At 69.8% G+C, this 17,826-nt stretch carries 8 protein-coding genes; 3 read left to right on the forward strand and 5 right to left on the reverse strand.

The window, feature by feature from the left end; translation table 11 throughout:
• Together BLS97_RS04525 and BLS97_RS04545 are read left to right on the forward strand one after the other, a co-directional pair.
• Positions 1-2,862 carry a carboxypeptidase-like regulatory domain-containing protein gene (locus BLS97_RS04525; RefSeq protein ID WP_090474783.1) on the forward strand — a complete coding sequence of 954 codons (2,862 nt, stop codon included), beginning with the start codon at positions 1-3 and terminating at the stop codon, positions 2,860-2,862.
• The gene (locus tag BLS97_RS04545) at positions 2,859-12,512 is read left to right on the forward strand and encodes a beta strand repeat-containing protein (protein ID WP_157695179.1); all 9,654 of its coding nucleotides are present in this window, start codon (positions 2,859-2,861) and stop codon (positions 12,510-12,512) included. Before BLS97_RS04525 ends, BLS97_RS04545 begins: the two co-directional genes overlap by 4 nt.
• An 81-nt stretch (positions 12,513-12,593) precedes the next feature.
• On the opposite strand, the gene BLS97_RS04550 is transcribed toward BLS97_RS04545, so the two are convergent.
• Complete coding sequence (locus BLS97_RS04550; RefSeq protein ID WP_172832347.1) at positions 12,594-13,154, reverse strand: NUDIX hydrolase; 561 nt, start codon at positions 13,152-13,154, stop codon at positions 12,594-12,596.
• 133 nt (positions 13,155-13,287) lie between these two features.
• Between BLS97_RS04550 and BLS97_RS04555 the strand changes: the two genes are divergently transcribed.
• Positions 13,288-13,494, forward strand: coding sequence for a hypothetical protein (locus BLS97_RS04555; protein ID WP_090474788.1), 207 nt, complete (start codon positions 13,288-13,290; stop codon positions 13,492-13,494).
• A gap of 4 nt (positions 13,495-13,498) precedes the next feature.
• Here BLS97_RS04555 and BLS97_RS04560 read toward each other — a convergent pair whose 3' ends face one another.
• The 4 genes from BLS97_RS04560 to BLS97_RS04580 are packed head-to-tail and all read right to left on the reverse strand — an operon-like array spanning position 13,499 to position 17,744.
• Positions 13,499-14,500: a zinc ribbon domain-containing protein gene (locus BLS97_RS04560; protein ID WP_090474789.1), complete on the reverse strand. Its 1,002-nt coding sequence runs from the start codon at positions 14,498-14,500 to the stop codon at positions 13,499-13,501.
• Positions 14,501-14,513: 13 nt separating this feature from the next.
• Positions 14,514-15,284, reverse strand: a complete 771-nt coding sequence (locus BLS97_RS04565; protein ID WP_157695180.1) for a phage tail protein — start codon at positions 15,282-15,284, stop codon at positions 14,514-14,516.
• Positions 15,285-15,336: 52 nt separating this feature from the next.
• Positions 15,337-17,295, reverse strand: coding sequence for a putative baseplate assembly protein (locus BLS97_RS04575; protein WP_090474792.1), 1,959 nt, complete (start codon positions 17,293-17,295; stop codon positions 15,337-15,339).
• Entirely contained in the window at positions 17,295-17,744 is a 450-nt protein-coding gene (locus BLS97_RS04580; protein ID WP_090474793.1) for a GPW/gp25 family protein, read from the reverse strand. The genes BLS97_RS04575 and BLS97_RS04580 overlap by 1 nt, the downstream gene beginning before the upstream one ends.
• Positions 17,745-17,826 lie beyond the last annotated feature (82 nt).

Below are 17,826 nucleotides of genomic sequence, written 5' to 3' on the forward strand. Positions count from 1 at the left end.
ATGAGAGTCAGCGTCACCCCGCAGCGGATCGAACTGGAGGAGGAGACCCCGTTCAAGGTGGCCATCACGGTCACCAACACCGGGGACCTGATCGGCGGCTACCACCTCCGGATCCTGGGTGCCGACCCCGCCTGGGTCCGTTTGGAGTCGGAGAACCTGTCGCTGTTTCCGGACACGTCGCAGACGGTGACGGCGACCATCACGATTCCCCGCGGGCTGGGCGCGGGCGACCGCCGGATCGCCATCCAGGTTCGCGAACTGACTCCGCCACAGGCCATCTCGGTGGCCGAGATCGACATCCTGGTGCCTTCGCGCCAGGCACTGAAGCTGTCCCTGAGCCCGATGACGGTGATCTGCGGCAGCGTCGGACGGTTCGGCCTGGTCCTGGAGAACACCGGGAACACCACGGTCGAGGCCCGTCCGATCGGCCTCGACCCGGAAGAGAAGATCGAGTTCACCTTCCTGCCCCCGGTGGTCACCCTGGCCCCGGGCGAGCACGTCATCACCGACCTGCGGGCCAAGGCCAAACGGCGCTGGTTCGGGACCCCGGTGGTCCGAGCGTTCGGCCTGGCCATCGCCCCGGACGACGTCCTGGCCGCCCCGCTGATCCCGGAACCGGGCCCGGGGGCCGGTCCGCGGCACCGCAAGGTGGCCGGGGCGATCGCGCCCGTGCCGCCCAAGATCGAACCGCTGGCCACCGGCTCGATGCTGCAGAAGGCCCGGCTGGCCCGCGGGGCAATCTCGCTGCTGAGCCTGCTGCTGGCGGTCAGCGTCTTTGCGATCGTCATCACCATCGCGCTGTCCCGCCTGGTCGGCGTGTCCGCGGCCGACCGCGACCTGGCCATCCAGGTGGCGGCGGCCCGGCAGTCCAACTCGGCGTCGGGCACATCGACCCTCGGCGGGACGGTCAAGCTCCTGACCGACGGGTCGCCGGCGGCCGGCGTGGCCGTCGAACTGTTCGACGCCAATTCGACGGCCTCGCCACTGACCAGCACGGCCACGAACGACAAGGGCGTGTGGACCCTGCCGTCCCTGGCCGAGGGCTCGTACAAGCTCCGGTTCCGGGGGGCCGGGTTCGCCGAGATCTGGTATCCCTCGGCGCTGACCGGCGCCGACGCCAAGGCCGTGCAACTGCAGGCCGGGCAGAAGCTCACCAACCTGGCCATCACGCTGGGCGGCCTCCCGGCCACCGTCTCGGGAACGGTGCTCGGCGATGACGTGGCCGCGGCCGTGCTGACCGTGTCGATCCCGGCGACGGATCTGCCGCGGGGAGGCGCCCCGCCGACCGGCACCGCAACCCTGCCCCTGGTCACGGCCCAACCCGTACCGACCGCCGGGGCCCCGGCGGTGACCAGGTCGACGGCGCCCAAGACCACCGCGGCGGCGACCACCTCCGCCCCGGCCGACGGCGCCAACGGCGGCGCCGTGGTCCAGACGGTGCCGATCGGGGCCGACGGCACCTTCTCCGTCCCCGACCTGCCCTCACCCGCGGTCTACGACCTGACGGTCGCCAAGGCCGGGTACGCGACGGCCACCCAACGCATCGACCTGTCCGGTGGTGAGGACCGCAAGGGCGTGGAACTCCGCCTGCGCACCGGTGACGGCCTGATCTCCGGCACCGTCACCGGGCCGGACGGCCCCTTGGCCGGGGCGGTGGTCACCGCAACGACCGGGAAGACGGTGGTGACCACCGTGTCCCTGACCACCGGCGCCGTCGGCACCTTCACCCTTCGCGGTCTGGTGACCCCGGGGACGTACACGGTGACCGTGACCAAGGACAACTTCACCACCGCCAGTTCGACCCTGACGTTGGCCGCCGGCCAGAAACTCACCGGCGTGCAACTGTCGATGGCCAGATCGTCGGGGTCGCTCACCGGCATGGTGACCCTGCTCGGTACCGGTAAAGCCGCGCCCGGAGTCTCGGTCACCATCACCACCGGCGACACCACGGTCAGCACGGTCACCCAGTCGACCGGGTCGATCGGGGCCTGGACCGTGGCCGGACTGCCCGTGCCCGGTGCGTACACGGTCACCTTCTCCCGCGCCGACCTGCAGTCCCAGACGGTAGCCGTCTCACTCGACGCGACGGGCAAGCTCACCAGCGGTTCCGGAAGCACGGCCGGAGGCATCGCGGTCGGGATGAAATCGGCCTCGGCCGTGATCAGCGGGACCGTGACCCAGCGGTCGGCCAACGGGACCGTGCAGAAGGTGGGCCAAGCGGTGATCACGCTCTCGTCGGGCACCGACACCTACACCGTGAACAGCGCGTCGCTGCCCTCCTCGTCACTGGGTCGCTACGAGATCACCGGCATCACGCCCGGCACCTACACGCTGTCGGCCAACCGGCCCGGCACCAGCCCGACGACGGTGATCGTCACCGTCACCGCCGGGCAGATCCTCCTCTACGACCCGGTGATGATCCCGCCGGCGGCGATCTCCGGGCACGTGAAGAGCCGGACCGGCGGCACCGTGCTGGGTCTCGAGGTCGATCTGTACCAGGCGTCGCAGTACCCGGCGAAGGTCTACCGGACCACCACCACCGACTCCACCGGTGCCTATTCGTTCGTGGACGTCGATGCACCGCAGGCCTACGTCGTCGAGGTGCGCAGCAGCACGGCCGGGTCCCTGGGGTCGGCCACGCTGGTGCTGGCGGCCAGCCAGGCCGCCGTCCTGGACCTGACGGTCGGCGCCATCACCTCGGGCACCACCACGCAGGGGGCGGTCACCACACCAGCCGCCCCGACCACCCCCACCACCCCCACCTCCACCACGGCCGGGGCCGCCCCTGCCGTCACCACCCCGGCTTCGGTCACCCCCGCCCGCGTCACCTCCACGACTGACACCACGACAGGCACCCGATGACAGAGCAGCCACCTCCCCGTCGCTACGTGGGACCGGCCGCCGGTGACGCCAGCCCGAGGATCCAGCTCGAGCCGTTGATCCGTTGCGGGGCCGGCACTTCGGCGACCTTCGAGGTGTTCATCACCCACCGTGGGCCGGTCGCGGCCACGCTGCGGGTATCGGTGCTCGGCCTGGACAGCCGCTGGGTGCCGCCGGCGCTGCCGGTCGGGCCGATCGAGCCGGGCGAGACCACCCGCATCACGCTGTCCCTGGTTCCCGAGCGGGGCACATTGGGGGCCAAGTACCCGTTCGTCGTCGCGGCCGAGGCCACCCCGGTGTCCGGCAAGTTCCCGCCGACCATGGGCGTGGCCGAGTCGACCCTGGCCGTCGACGGCCGCGATCCGATCACCATGACGGTCTCGCCTCAGACCCCGACGGCCGTCTTCGGCCGGCGGGTCAAGGTGCAGATCACCAACCCGGGCTACTTCGACCGCGAACTGAGCCTGGCCGCCGACGCCGCGCGGGGCGCCTCCCTGCGGCTGAGCTCCACCATGGTCACGGTGCCGGCCGGGCGGACGGTGACCGTTCCGGGTCGGGTCAGAGTCACCCACCCGAAGCTCATGGGTGGGCAGAACACCCACACCTTCGCCGTGTCGGCCCGCGGCCAGGGTGCTCCCGAATTCGCCGAGGGTGTCCTGCGGTCGAAGCCGCTGCTGGGCGGCCGGGTCACCGGTCTGCTGATCACCGTGGTCGTCATCGCCCTGTGGGCGAGCGCGGCCGTCGTCGGGATTCCCAAGCTGTCCACCTACTTCGCCGGCAATTCCGGCAGCACAGCCGCCCCGACCACGGCGGCCTCCAGCCCCGGGGCGAGCGGATCGAAGAGCGCCGGTTCGGGGGCTTCCGGTTCGGGAGCCGCCGGGACCGGGGCGGCCGGTTCCGGCGGTTCCGGTTCCGGGGCGGCCGGAGCCGGCGGTTCCTCCTCCGGCGGCGGCGGCGGCGGTGCGGGCGGTGCCGCCGCCGGGGCGGCGGGTGCCGGAGCAGGTGCCGGGGCACGATTGTCCGGCACCGTCACCGGCGTGGTCACCAAGGGCATCCTGGTGTCCCTGGAGCCGACCAGCCTGGTCGAGGCGGCGGCCGAGGGAGCGGCCCCGGCCGCCGGAGTCACCGACGCGGCCACCACCACCGCTCTCCGATCGATGTCCGGTGCCCTCTACAAGGTCGCCGACACCGCACTGCGGGTGGCACCGGCGGCCACCGACGGCGGGATCCGCACCACGTCGTCGGCCACCGACGGAAGTTTCTCCTTCGCATCCATCAGTGCGCCCGGGTACTACCTGTTGACCCTGGCCAAGGCGGGTTTCCAGACCCAGCGTTACATGATCAACGCCGCCACCCTCGATGCGGCGACGCCGCTGAAGGTCGCGATGGTGCCCGGTGACGGCTCCATGTCGGGCACGGTGACCTCTCCGTCCGGCGTGGTCGGCGCCGCGTCGGTGACGATCACCGACGGCACCGTCGCCCTGCAGACCAGCACGGCGTCGAAGACCGGAGCCTGGACCGTGAAGGGACTTTCGACGCCGGGCACGTATCTGGTCACCGTCACCTCGACCGGTTTCGGCGCCGCGTCCAAGCTGGTGACCCTGGGCGCCGGCGGCACGGCCACCGCCGATCTCACCCTCAAGCCCGGCGTGGCCGCCATCGTCGGCACCGTGCGCGGGGTGGATTCGCTGGGCCATCTCGGCGGCATCGGTGGGGTCACCGTGACCGCCACCGGGTCGAGCAAGGGTGTCGCGGCCAGCCGCACCGCCACCACCGTCACGTCCGGGCCGGTCGGCACGTACGCGTTGCCCGACCTTCCGGTGCCGGGCGACTACACGGTCACCGTCACCGGCACCGGGTACGCGTCGCAGACGCAGCAGGTGTCGCTGGCCGCGGGCAGCTCGTCGGCCACCGTCAACGTCTCGCTGACCAGAGCCGACGGCACCGTCACGGGCACCGTGGTCGGCGACGGCAAGGAGGGCGGACTGATCGGGGCCGGCCTGACGTTGACCGGGGCATCGGCCACCTACAAGACCATGACCACGTCCGTACCGGCCGGCGCCTATCGATTCACCGGTGTGCCCCCGGGCACCTACGTCCTGCAGGCGTCACAGTACGGACGGGTGGCCTCCTCGGCCACCGTCGTGGTGGCGGCGGCCGGGACCGCAGTGGCCAACCTGCACCTGATCGGCGCACCGGACACGGAACTGCCGACCACGGCCCGGATTCGCGGCCGAGCGGTGGACTCCCGGACCCAGGGACCACTGACCTGCGATCGGGCCGCCATCGCGAAACCGGTGTGCGTGGTGACCGCCTCGGTGCCGATCCCGGTACCGGGCACCACGAAGACGGAGACCATCTCCGGAGTCTCCGGCCCGGCCGAGGACTACACGCTGCCCAGCCTCGACGACAAGAAGCACGCCGGCCTGGTCGCCGGCCTGTACGCGATCACCCTCTCGGCTCCTGGGTACGAGCCGACGACGGTCCAGGTGCAGGTCGCACAGGGCCAGACGACCCCGGCCCCGCAGGTCAGCCTGCCACCGCTGGGTCTGATCACCGGCACCATCACGACCAAGGTGGGCACCCCGGTCAGCCCCTCGTGTGTGGTGTCGGTCCCGGCCGGTACCAGCCCGCCCACGACGTGCAGCCGCACCGGCACCACCAGCTGTGCCGTCCCCGCGCCGGCCTCGGCGCGGTGCGTGCTGACCGGAACCGGTGGAGCGTATGAGATCCGCGGGCTGGTGCACGGCGGCTACCAGGTCGTGGTGATCCCCACCGACTCGGAATACCTTCCCACCCAGCCGTTCTCGGTCCAGCTGGAGCTGGGCGGCGACTACCGCTACGACACGTCCCTTGACCGGTACGGCCGGGCCACGGTCACCGTGCTCGAGCCCGACCTGCAGAGCCTGGCCCTGACTCCGGCCAAGGGCGCCGTGGTCGGCATGATCGATTCCTCGGGCCGCGGGCGCGGGTCGCCGCTGGCCGGCGATTCGACATCGACCGACGGCATCCTGACCATCACCAACCTGCAGGGCAGCTACACCGCGACGGCGACCGGGGACATCCCGACCGGACTGGCCACCGGGGTCACGACCCTGGCCGGAAATGCCACCGCGCCAACGGGTTCCATCGGATTGAACCAGACCGTCGCGGTCACCGCCGTGCTGACCGCCCCCATCGGTGCGGTGGTCGGACACGTGACGGTCACGGTCGACGGCGAGGTCCGTCCGGTGAAGGACGCACCGGTCCAGGTGTCCGGCATCGTGTCGTTCAGCGGGCGGACGTCGGTGTCCGGATCGACCACGGTCACCACCGACAGCAACGGGTGTTACGCGATCATCCCGGCCTCCGGGTGGACCGGCACGGCTCTGAAGTCGGACGACTGCCCGACCGCGGTTGCTGCCGGCTCCACCGCCAAGGTGACGAACACCGACGGGTCCCCGGCCTCGCTGATCGCGCTGCCACTCGGTATCAGCATCGCCGCTCAGGGGCAGAAGACCCAGAGCTATTCGGCCACCGGCGTTGTCATCGGCTTCAACGGCGACGTCAGCGTCATCCCGCCGATCTCGTTGCTGGCCCAGCCCTCGGTGTTCCCGGCACTGAGCCTGGATCTCAAGGCACCGGACGGGGTGGCCACCGACGCTTCGCAGTCGAACATCGTGGTGACCCGAAAGCCTGCCGGCGCCGGCAACATCACGGTGACCGCCGCCGCCAACGGAACCCTCAGCTGGTCCGACTCGCTGCTCGGGTCAGGCAAGGCGGTGCCCGGCCTGTACATCCTGCGGGCCACCCAGCTCGGTTACTCGACCGCCTCCGGTGGCGGCAGCGACGGCATGGCCTCTGGCTACGCGACCATCTGGTGCGACCTCGGCGCCGCCTGCCGGTTCGGCACCCGGGCCACCGCGGCATCGGCCTGGACCATGAGCCGGCTGCCGAGCATGAGCGGGACGCTCTCGGTCTCCCCGGCCACCCTGCCGGCCGGCGTCACGCTGGACAAGGCGGTCATCTCGGTGATCTCCCAGCCGTCGGCGGCCGGGTCCATCCAGATGTCGGTCAACCAGATCACCGGCCTCATCGCCTACACCGACACCTCGCTGCCGGCCGGGCTGGCCCAGCCGACCGCGAGCTCGGCTCCCTACGTGTTCACGATCAGCCTGCGCGGCTACCAGTTGGCCACCTTCAGCGTGGACTGTGGCCCGACCTATGCGCAGGGCTGCACCCGCGAGGGCGCCAGCCCGGCGGATGCGCCCCCGCTCTCAGTTTCGCTGTTCGAGTTGCCCAGCATCACCGGCACGATCTCCGTGGCGGGCGGGACCGGCGCGTTGCCGGCCGGCGTCAATCTGAGCCAGGCCGTGATCTCGGTGATCTCCCAGCCGTCGGCCGCCGGGTCGATCCAGATGTCGGTCAACCAGAACTCCGGTGCGGTCAGCTACACCGACAGTTCGCTGCCCGCCGGGCTGGCCCAGCCGACGGCCAGCGGCGCGCCGTACGTGTTCACCGTCAGCCTGCCCGGCTATCAACCGAAGACGGTCAGCATCGACTGTGGCCCAACGTATGTGCAGGGCTGCGTCCAGCAGGGCGCGCCCACCGGAGCGAAGCCGATGTCCATCACGCTGGCCCCGTTGCCGCGCTTCTCCGGGTCCATCACGTTGGTCTCGACGATCACGACGCCGACCCAGTCGTTGAGCGGGGTGACCGTTTCGTTCACCGGCCAGCCGAACCCGGCCAAGCCGGTGACCCTCAGCCTGGCCGACACCAGCGGAACGTCATCCGATCTGAACTGGTCGGACCCGAGCCAACCGCCCGGCGTCCTGAGCTACGGCGACTACTCGTTGACCTTCGCCAAGGCCGGATATCAGCCGACGACGGTGAATTTCTCCTGCCCGACCGGATCGCCGACCTGCTCGTTCAACGGCGGCCGACCGGTCGTCCTGACCATGGATCCGGCCGGTGCGGGAACGGTGACGGTGGACAAATACCTCCCGTCCTCCCCGACATCGATCGACTGGAGCGCCGCGACGGTCACCCTCGCGTCGGCTCCGGCCGGCACCAGCGGGCTGAAGATCACCGTCGAGCAGGATCCCAACAACCCCATGACCGGTGATCTGGTCTGGGCCGACAGCGGTCTTCCCTACCCCGGCATCACCCTGCCCGGCACCTACGTCCTGACGGTCACCATGCCCGGCTACGGCGCGAAGACCAGCTCGGCCGTCACCTGTGCCGCCGGCGGCGTCTGTGCACCGACCGTTGGCCAACTCGGCCGTCTGGCGGCGTTCTCGGGAACGGTTGCCGTCAACCCGACCGTCACCCCGGACGACAGCGGCGGGCTGGCCGGTGTGACAGCGACGGTCACCTCCCAGCCGGTGGCCAACGCGACGATCACGATCGCCGTCGACCAGACCAGCGGAACACTCACCTGGAGCGACAGCACCCAGCCGGTCGGCGTGGTGACACCCGGCACCTACACGGTGCTGTTCGCCAAGTCCGGCTACCTGTCGATCAACAAAACGGTCGACTGCAGCACGTCGGCCGCCGCCTGTACCACCGGAACCGTGACGCTCCAGGAGTTCCCACATGGTGGCGGGACAGTATCGGTGGATGCGCCTCTGCCCGGCACCACCACCGTCGACTGGAGCAAGGCGACCGTCACACTGACCACCAAGCCCTCGGCCAGCAGCACGTTGTCGGTCGGCCTGGTCAGCTCGGGCGACACGACCGCGGATCTGGTCTGGGCCGATTCGGCCCTCCCGTATCCGCATCTGACCCAGCCCGGAACGTACGTGTTGCTGGTGTCGCTGCCGGGCTACGCGTCACTGAGCAGCGGCTCGTTCACCTGCACGGCCGGTGGTGCCACCTGCGCGCCGGCGACGGCCATGCAGCTCACTCACCTGCCCGGTTTCGACGGAACGGTATCCGTCACTTCGACTCTGCCGGCCGGCGGCCAGGCACAGACCCCGTCCGCGGTGAGCGTTTCCGTGACCGCCCAGCCGAATCCGAACAACCCGGTCAGCGTGACGGTCGACCCGGTCACGGGCAAGATCAACTGGAGTGACCCGACGCAGCCGGCCGGAGTCGTCTCCGCCGGTTCCTACAGCCTCACCTTCACCAAGGCCGGCTATGCGCCGGTGGTCAGACAGTTCACCTGCGACGCGGCATCCAGCACCTGTTCGCTCGGGACCGTCCAGCTCACGATGAACCCGTACGGCGCCGGTTCGGTGTCGGTCAGCGCGGTGCCGAGCGGCGTCTCCGCGATCGACTGGACGCAGGCCAAGCTCACCATCGTCAACCAGCCGACGAGCAGCTCGAACCTGGCGATCACCCTGGTCCAGGACCCGGCCCAGACCGGCACGGCCGACTTCGTCTGGAACGACTCGACCCAGCCGTATCCGGGGCTGACCCAGCCGGGGGCCTACACGATCAAGGTGACGCTGCCCGGCTACGGCTCCGTCACCAGTTCCTCCTTCTCCTGCGCCGCCGGTGACCAGGCTTGCGGGCCAACGCTGACCCTGACCACCCAACCGGAGTTCAGCGGGACGATCACGACCGACCCCGCCGGCGGATCGCTCGTCGGAGCGGTCATCGCGGTGTCCTCCCCGGCCGGTGTCAACGCCGTCACCTCGACCGTCAAGGCCACGGCGGGCGACCCGACCAATGGCACCATGACCTGGCACGAGGCCGGCTCTCCGGCCGGGTTGGTCAGCTACGGCCAGTACACGATCAGCGTCAGCCTGACCGGGTACCTGTCCGCGTCGGCCACCTGGACCTGCAGCGCCACTTCGTGTCCGGCGTTCACGCTGTCCCTGGTCCAGCCCAGTACCTTGCAGATCAACGTGGTCAGCAGCGCCACCGGCGCGGCCGCCGTGAACGGGGCGACCTACGACCTGTCCGGCACGCTGATCACGGGTAGCACGGTCACGGCGCCGGCCAGTTCCAACTCGGTGTCGTTCCCCAGCCAGTCGCCCCTCGGGGACTACACGGTGACGGTGCACGCGGCCGGTTTCGGCACGGCCACCTTCACCAAGTCCACGAGCACGGTGACGTGTGTGGACAACGGGGGCGTCTCCCATACCGGATTCGCCGTGTGGCCGGGAGCGCTGACCACCTGCACGGTTGCCGTGAATCCGTTGGGCAGCATCGTGTTGCACACCACCGGCGTCACGCGCGATTCCGGCGGAGCAGTGACCTCCAGCATCGCGCTCGGGTCGGTCGCGATCAGTGTCCAGCAGCTGGTCGGCGGTACCCCGACCGGACCGGTGTTCAGCGGAACCGCCTCAGGCACCGGCGATCTCACCATCACCGGCACCAACAGCGCACAGGGTCTGGTCAGCGGCACCTGGCGGGTCACCGGGACCCTGAACGGATACACGACCAAGATCGGCACGGTGGTGATCGCGGCTTCGACCTACGCCATGACGGCCGATACCGGAAGCACCGCCCTGCCGATCAGCGGCGGCGTGCTGCAGGTCCAGTTGGACGTCAACCCGATTGCACTGCAGATCCATCTGACCAACTCCGGGGTCGATTTCCTACCGGCCGTGACGGTCTCCCTGGCCGGCGGACCGAGTCCGGCCACCTGCACGATCAAGAAGACCGGCAGCAACTATGCCTGCACGGAGACCACCGCGACCGGCACCGTGGTGGACGGCACCCCCAGCAAGTACGTCAATTTCGCGACTGTGAGCCCGGGCATCTACACGGTGTCGGTGACCTCGTCGACGTCGTCGTACCGGACCGTGACGCTGCAGGCGCAGATCTTCGCCGGGACGAGCCCCCAGCAGCTGATCATCAGCCTGGACCAGAGGTCTTCCGCGCAGGGCGGTTCGGTGAGTCTGGCCGACGGCAGTACCCCGGCCGGCATGGTGGTGACCTTGCGGACGCAGCAGAACATCGCGAACATCGCCAGCGACCAGAACGGCCAGCCGCTCACCTACACGACCGTCTCGGCCGACGCCGGCAAGTTCAAGTTCACCGGCGTTCCGGACGGTACCTACACCCTGGTTGCGCAATATCCCGGGTACGCCTACGCCGTCTACGCCAACACGGTCACCGAGAACTCCTCGCTGACCACCACTCCACCGGATCTGGCCAATCTGCAGCTGACCGCCCGGGGAACCGCGCCGGTGACCCTGAATCTGAAGTCCACCGCGTCCGGAACTCCGTCCCTGGTCGGCTCGACCGTGACCCTGACCCCGACCAGTGCCGCCGTGCCCGGCCTGGCCGCCGACGCGGTGCAGACCTTCGTCGTGTCATCGGGCACCGGCCCGACGTATTCGGTGCCCATCGCGCAGCTCGGGGTCGGAACATGGACGGTGGCGGTCAGCGGCCAGACCGGCGCTCCGTTCGACGGCGTCGTGTCGCCGAGTTCGATCACCGTGGTGAAGGTGGATCCCTCTGCGGCCCAACCGGTCGCCCAACCGTTCACGCTGGCCGTCCAGCAGGCGCTGACCGCCCTGACGGTGAAATTCGCCGCCAACACCTGTTTCACCGCGCCGACCTCCTTCGACCTCAAGATCACCAAGACCGGGGTGACCGGTAGCCAGACCGTGACGGCAACGGTGTCGGGTACATCGTCGGTGGCCCAGGTGTACCTGCCGCAGGGCAGCTATTCGTTCGTTCCGACGGTGGATCCGGCGATGTACACGGCCGCCGCGACCAACTTCACGGTCGGCGATCCCTCCGCCGGGAACGCGAAATCCAGCCCGGTCGCCCCCGAGGTCGATCTGGTTCCGGTGACCGTGCCGGTGGCCGTGTCGATGAAGGTCGACGGAGGCGGAGCCGGGGCCAACGGTCTCGTCGTGACGGCCTCGAACGGCGCCAAGTCGGGCACGGCCACCCTCGACGGTTCCGGCACCGGGTCGATCTGCCTGGCCCCGGGAACCAGTTGGGCGTTCGCCGTGTCGTCATCGACCGCGACGCAGAAGATCTCGGTCCCCGGCCAATCGATCACTCCGGTCACCAATCCGGTGACCACCAACACCCCGCCGGACAACACGGTCGCCTTCGCCGGCTACACCGTGACACCGCGGGTGGCGTTGCAGGCCGTGACCGGTCGGGTGGACAGCACCACCCGAGATGTCGGCGTCGTCATCACGGACGCCAACGGCACCCAGGTGTACTCGGGTACGGCGTCCGGGGTGGTGCCGGATGTGGCCGCGAGCGGCCAGATCCAGGCGGTCGACGGTAGCGCGACCGCGCCGCCGGTGATTCTCGGCACCTGCACCGGATGCACCTACCAGATGACGGCAACGCCGGCGGCGGGCGACGTATTCGACGCGGTCACCGGCCAGAGCCTGGTTCCGGCAACGGCTTCCACGTGGAAGGCGACTCTCCCGTACAACGCCGCCATGGTGACCGTGACGGTGAAGCACACCATCGTGACCTCGGCCGGACCGCCGGTGGTGACGTCCGATGTGGTGACCGACGGGGCGACGGTGACGGTGGACGTCAGCGGGATCACCGCGCCGAACACGGATTCGACCGGTGTGACGCTCTTCCAGGATGTGCCGGTCGGCTCGCACAAGTTCACCGCGACCTGGACCGACCAGGCGTCGTCGAAGACCTACACCGGCACCGCCACCAAGAAGCTGGTGGTCGGGACCAATGCGGTGACGGTGATCCAGACATCGCCCTAGGCCCGGTTGCCGGGCCGGGGTCAGAGCGGGAACGGTGGTTCGCCAGGGTCATGTCCTGGCGGATCGCCGGCCCGGCCGCGCCTACCGGTTCAGCAGAACCCCGACCCGCCGGATCGTCTCGCGGAGGTTGTCCTCACTGGTCAGGGCCAGTGCGTCGTCGACCGTGAGCCACCGCAGCTCGGCGCCGGGTTTCTCCGGACGCACGTCGTCGGGTGTCGACGTCGCCAGGACGAACCGGAGATCGGCATGTTCGTGCGGCCCGCTGTCACCCTTGGCCGCCACCGGGACGACCACGAGATGCACCAGGGCCGAGTCCGGCCACGGATGCAGATCCGGTAGACCGGTCTCCTCCCCGGCCTCCCGGAGGGCGACCGCCAGCGGGTCGATCTCACCCGGATCCCCGTGACCGCCGACCTGCAACCAGGCTTGTTGACGGGCATGCCAGCGCAGGAGGACCCGTTTCGTCGGCGGGTGGACGACCAGCGCGGAGCCGGTGACGTGCAGGGAAAGTGCCTGTGTCCATGGGTCTTCGACGGTACGGATCAGCGCCGAGGCCCGGTCCAGATCCGCCCGCTCGGCCGAATCCGCAGGGTGGTAGTTGCTGAGCAGTTCCAGGAGAGGGTCGGACGTCATGCCGGCCAGGGTAGCCACCACTCACGAACGATCACCAGCCACCGGCACCATCGCGCGATGTTCCGGCCGACACCACCGGTCCGCGACCGGCGACGGCCGCCCGGCGTGATCAAATGTCGGTACCACGACTCGGAGGATGCCCATGTTCGTCGTCATCATCGGTGAAAGCCAGGAACACGCCTTCTCCGCCCCGCGGGCCGTTGGCCCATTCGAAAGCTTCGACCTGGCGCAGGCTTTCGCTCTCACCCTGCAGGAGAAGTGGTCGGCGCAGGACGGTTCCCACGCGCCGACCGCCAGCGTGGTGCATCTGGAGGAGGCGCGAGCCGGCGTCGTCGTCGGCGAGCTGTAGCCCGTCAGTTCAGAGCGACCCACACCACGATCAGGGTGATGATCAACAAGCAGGCCGAGACCAGCAGGATCCACCACAGCGGGAAGTCGCGCCCCACCGGCACCGGCATGGGTTCGGGTTCGGGTGCGATGTAGACCGGTGGCGGCGGAGGCGCTTCCACCGGGTACATGGACAGCAGGCAGCGCACGCACGTCTGGGCGGTCGGTGAGTTGGGTTCGCCGCAGTGCGGACACATCACGGCCGCGGTGGCCGCACGGCCGACCGTTCCCGGCAGGCGGCGCAACGACGCGCCGGTCTCCTCCCCGGAGGCCAGGACCACCGTGGTACGCGCCCAGAACAGCGGGAAATCGCAGTTCCGGCAGAAATCCTCCGACTTTCGGCGCGCGGCGTCGACGGTCGCCATCTCCCCGCATTCCGGGCAGGTGACGAGGTCCCCGGCCGGGGCAACCCCGTTGGGGCCCAGCAGCAACGGCAGATCGAAGCCGGGAGACATCGGGGGTTGCGCGGCCGGCGACGGGTAACCGGACGTCGTGGGCGCCATCGTCATGGTCGGTGCACCGGATGGGTTCTGGTCCACGTAGGACCCGGCCTTGCGCAACGGACCCGGTCCCAGCCCCTGGCCGGCCGACGGCGCGCTGGCTCTGGTCGCCGATCCCCCGGCTCCAGCCGTGGTCCCGGACGGCCCGAGCGGTTCCGGGGTCGGAACGAAAGCCGAACTCGGAAAGGCCGGCCCTGGCGGCCCGACGGTCGGGGCGGTGAACGAACCGCCGGGGGGCGGCGTGCTGCCCGCCTCGCCGAGGATCGGCGAGACGCCGAGCGCCGGGGTCGGCGCCGCGGTCGGGACATACGGCATCACGTCGGGGTGCTCGATGGAAGTCGGCACCGGGGCGACCGGATGCACGCCGTGCGGGGCGGGCGGCGCCGGTGTGCCGCTGCGCACCGATTCCAGGTAGGCCCGATCGGCCTCGGCCCGTGCGGCCGCGTCCGAACGTCTGCTTCTCGCCATCTCGATCTACCCTTCAGCTCTTCGCGGCGTCTTGAGCCGTCGACAACACCCGACGGACGTCGACCCACAGCTCGGCCCGCACATGGGCCGGCACCTCGTCACGAACCATCGCCACGAACTCGTCCTCGGACAGATGTCCCGTCCCGTGCACGGTCATCCTGACCCATGCCACATCCCGCGGCGCGCCACCCTCGGCCCAGACCCCGCCGCCGTCGACGACCTCGGCGGGCCCGCCGGAGAGCATCTCCAGGTAGCCGCGGAGCCCGTCCACCGTGCCGCGACGGGCCAGCGCCTTGGCCGAGCTGGCCAGGATCACCCGCTGCAGCGGTTCGGGCAGGGACACGTCGATGTTGTCCACGCCGATCCAGCTGGCCAGATGACTGATCATCGGAACCGGCGTGACAGAGGCGTCCGGGACGTGCTGCACCAGGTCCGCGTCGTCCAGCAACTTGCTGCCGAGCTCCTGGAAAATCGACACGAACCGCACGAAGAAGTCGCTCTGCAGCATGCCGACCGGAAGCTGGTTGATCATCCACTGCGGATCACGTGGGGGCGGCCCGACGCGGGATTCGCGGCGCACCGACGGCAGTGCTCGGGTGACGTCCGAACCGGCCGCCTCGACCACATCGGTCGACTTCCCGAATGTCGGCACCGAGCTGACCCGCGGAACCAGCGCCGTCGGCGAACCCGGCGCGGCGGCTGCAGGATCCGGGCTCGCCGTCGGCGTCTCGTCCGGCGCGTTGTTCCCGGGTTCCAGCCAACCGCCGTCCGTCGGCCCGCTCACGGTGACTCTTCCCTGGCCGAAGTGATCCGGCGCGAGCCGGGAGCCGCCGGGCTCATCGCACGACCACCCGATGCGCGCCGGACAGGAAGAGCGAATGGGTGTCGAGCCGGATGACGTCGCGGCCGGCCCCGATCCGCTGCCCGGAACGCAGGTCGAATTCGAACAGCTGCACCTCGTCCACCCGGTCGACGCCTTCGACACTTTCGAGCAACTGGGCGATGGCGGCGGCATTGAGATCGGCGTCGAACAGCCAACCGCTGCCATCGGCCCCTCCGGCCAGCGGATGGATGTAGCGGGTGAGTTCGTTGACCGCCCGCTGGCGGACCAGGGCCAGCGGGCGACCGGCCGGCGCGTGCACCAGAGCGGCTACCGAAACCCCCTGGTAGTAGGGCGTTCCCACCTCGATGGCGGTCCCGACGATCCGGTGCGCGTCCAGGTGGTCGGTGATCCGTCGCATCAACGGGGCGGTGATCGCGAAGTCGTCGAGCTGATGGGTGCGGATATCGGTTCGTACCTGGGGCACGACCAGCATCCGGACCGGGCCGTGACCGTCGCCCGACGGCAGACAGCGCGCCCGCGCCACCTCGATGGAGGACTCCATCGTGAGCCGCTCGAAATCACCTGCGGTGACGGCCCGCTGACCGGTCCGGAGGGTGAGCGGACCGCGGGTCTTGGCCTCGCCGACCGTCTCCGCATCGACCCCGCCGACCGCTGGGCGAAGGTTCACCGATCCCGAGATGTAGGGCACCGCGGATCGCAGAACGGTCAACGTGCGGGCGCCGACGTTGCCCTGGGCGCCGCCACCGTGACGATAGGCGGTGACGGCGATCTCGGCTCCGTCACGGGGGATTCGGCCGTGCTGCCGGACGGAACCGTCGGGATACCGAACGCGTGGACCGAAGCGGACCACTCCGGAGGCCGAATCCCAGACGAAATGCGGGTCGGTCGACGTCGAACCGGAGAAGTCGTCGACCTCCGTCCATTCCGCGGTGCCGCCCGCGTCACTGACCCGGACCGTCTCCCCGTCCCGACGCGGAAGCACCGGCGGAAAGCTGACCCGGAATTCCTGGCCCGCGCTGCCGTCGGACCGTCCCAGGATCTCCAACCCGGCCTTCGATGAATGCTCGGCCTCCACCGTCGCCCCGAGCGCGGCCACCTGCAGCGAGTCCAGCTGCGGGGACGCCTGGTAGGTCGGCTGACCCGGCACCGGCGTCAACAGACGCACCCGCAGCCAGAAGGCCGGGGTGTCCCCGAGGGTCAGGAATTCGTGCTCCGGCGGGATCATCAACACGATCTCGCCGGCCCGGTTCAGTCCGCCCGTGCTGTCGGAGAACACGTCGACCGAGATCCAGGCCTCACCGTTCCAGACCTCCCAGGCCAACGGCGGGTTCCGCGGGTCGACACCGATGCCCTGCGCGTGGGCCTCGACCGAGAGACGAATCGCCATGCCCGCCAAGGACTCCGCGAATCCCAGCAGCAGGACGTTGCCCGGAGCGAGATTTCCCGACGCGTCGGTGGTGGTGAAGCAGGTGACCGACGCACCCTCGAACCGCAGGTCGTCGAACGCCGCCGTCATGCGTTCGGCTTTGGCGTCGGAGGTCAGCGCATTGACCAGCACCGGTGGCCGGATGGTCAATTCCTCGACCGTGGAGAACACGACCGAGTTGTCAGATCGATCGCCCGTGGTGGTGACCTGCAGACCGGCCGGCACGGTGACCGGGATGTCCTGCACCGCCGAGAGCCAGAATGTCACCTGGGCCTTGGCCACGGACGGCGGAAAGGGCTCGATGCCGACCAGGTTCAGGAAGTGCACGAAGAGCCGGTCCGGCACCTGGTTGACGCGGTACAGCACCATCTCGCTCATCCAGGCGAACAGTTCGATGAGCGCGACCCCCGGGTCGGAGACGTTGTGGTTCGTCCACTCCGGGGTGTAGCGGGGAATGAGCCGTTTGGCCTCGTCGACGATGTCCTGGAACGTGCGGTCGTCCAGGTTCGGGGCGGGAAGCACCATCAGCTCTCCTCATGCGGAATGACATAGAACGGATACACCAGGTTGCGGCGATCGTTGGTGGCCTTGACGCGGTAGGTCACGTTGATCACGATCAGCGCGTCGTCGTCTCCGTCCGGTCTCGGGTCGACCTGCTCGACGATCACCCGCGGTTCCCATTGGGCGAGCGCGTCCCGCACGGCCTGGGCCATCAACCCGAGCAGGTTCGGTGTCACCGGCTCGAACAGCAGATCCCAGATGCGGCAACCGAACTGCGGACGCATGAGCCGCTCCCCCGGCGCCGTCGCCAGCACAACGGCCATCGACCGGTCGAGGTCGGCCGGGCCGTCGGTGAGCCGGATGGAGCCAGTGTGGTCGACCTGCATCGGCCAGTAGAAGCCGCGACCGATGAACGATGCGTCGTGATGGGCCGGCTCGTGCGAGCCGAACGAAGGAAGCACGATCTCTTCCATCTCAGTGCACCTGCCTTCGGCGAGCGGAACGACGGGGAGTGGGACTCGGGCGAGCGGAGCGACGGGGGGTGGGACTCGGGCG

The organism is Nakamurella panacisegetis, from assembly GCF_900104535.1.
GTDB classification, from domain to species: Bacteria; Actinomycetota; Actinomycetes; order Mycobacteriales; family Nakamurellaceae; genus Nakamurella; species Nakamurella panacisegetis.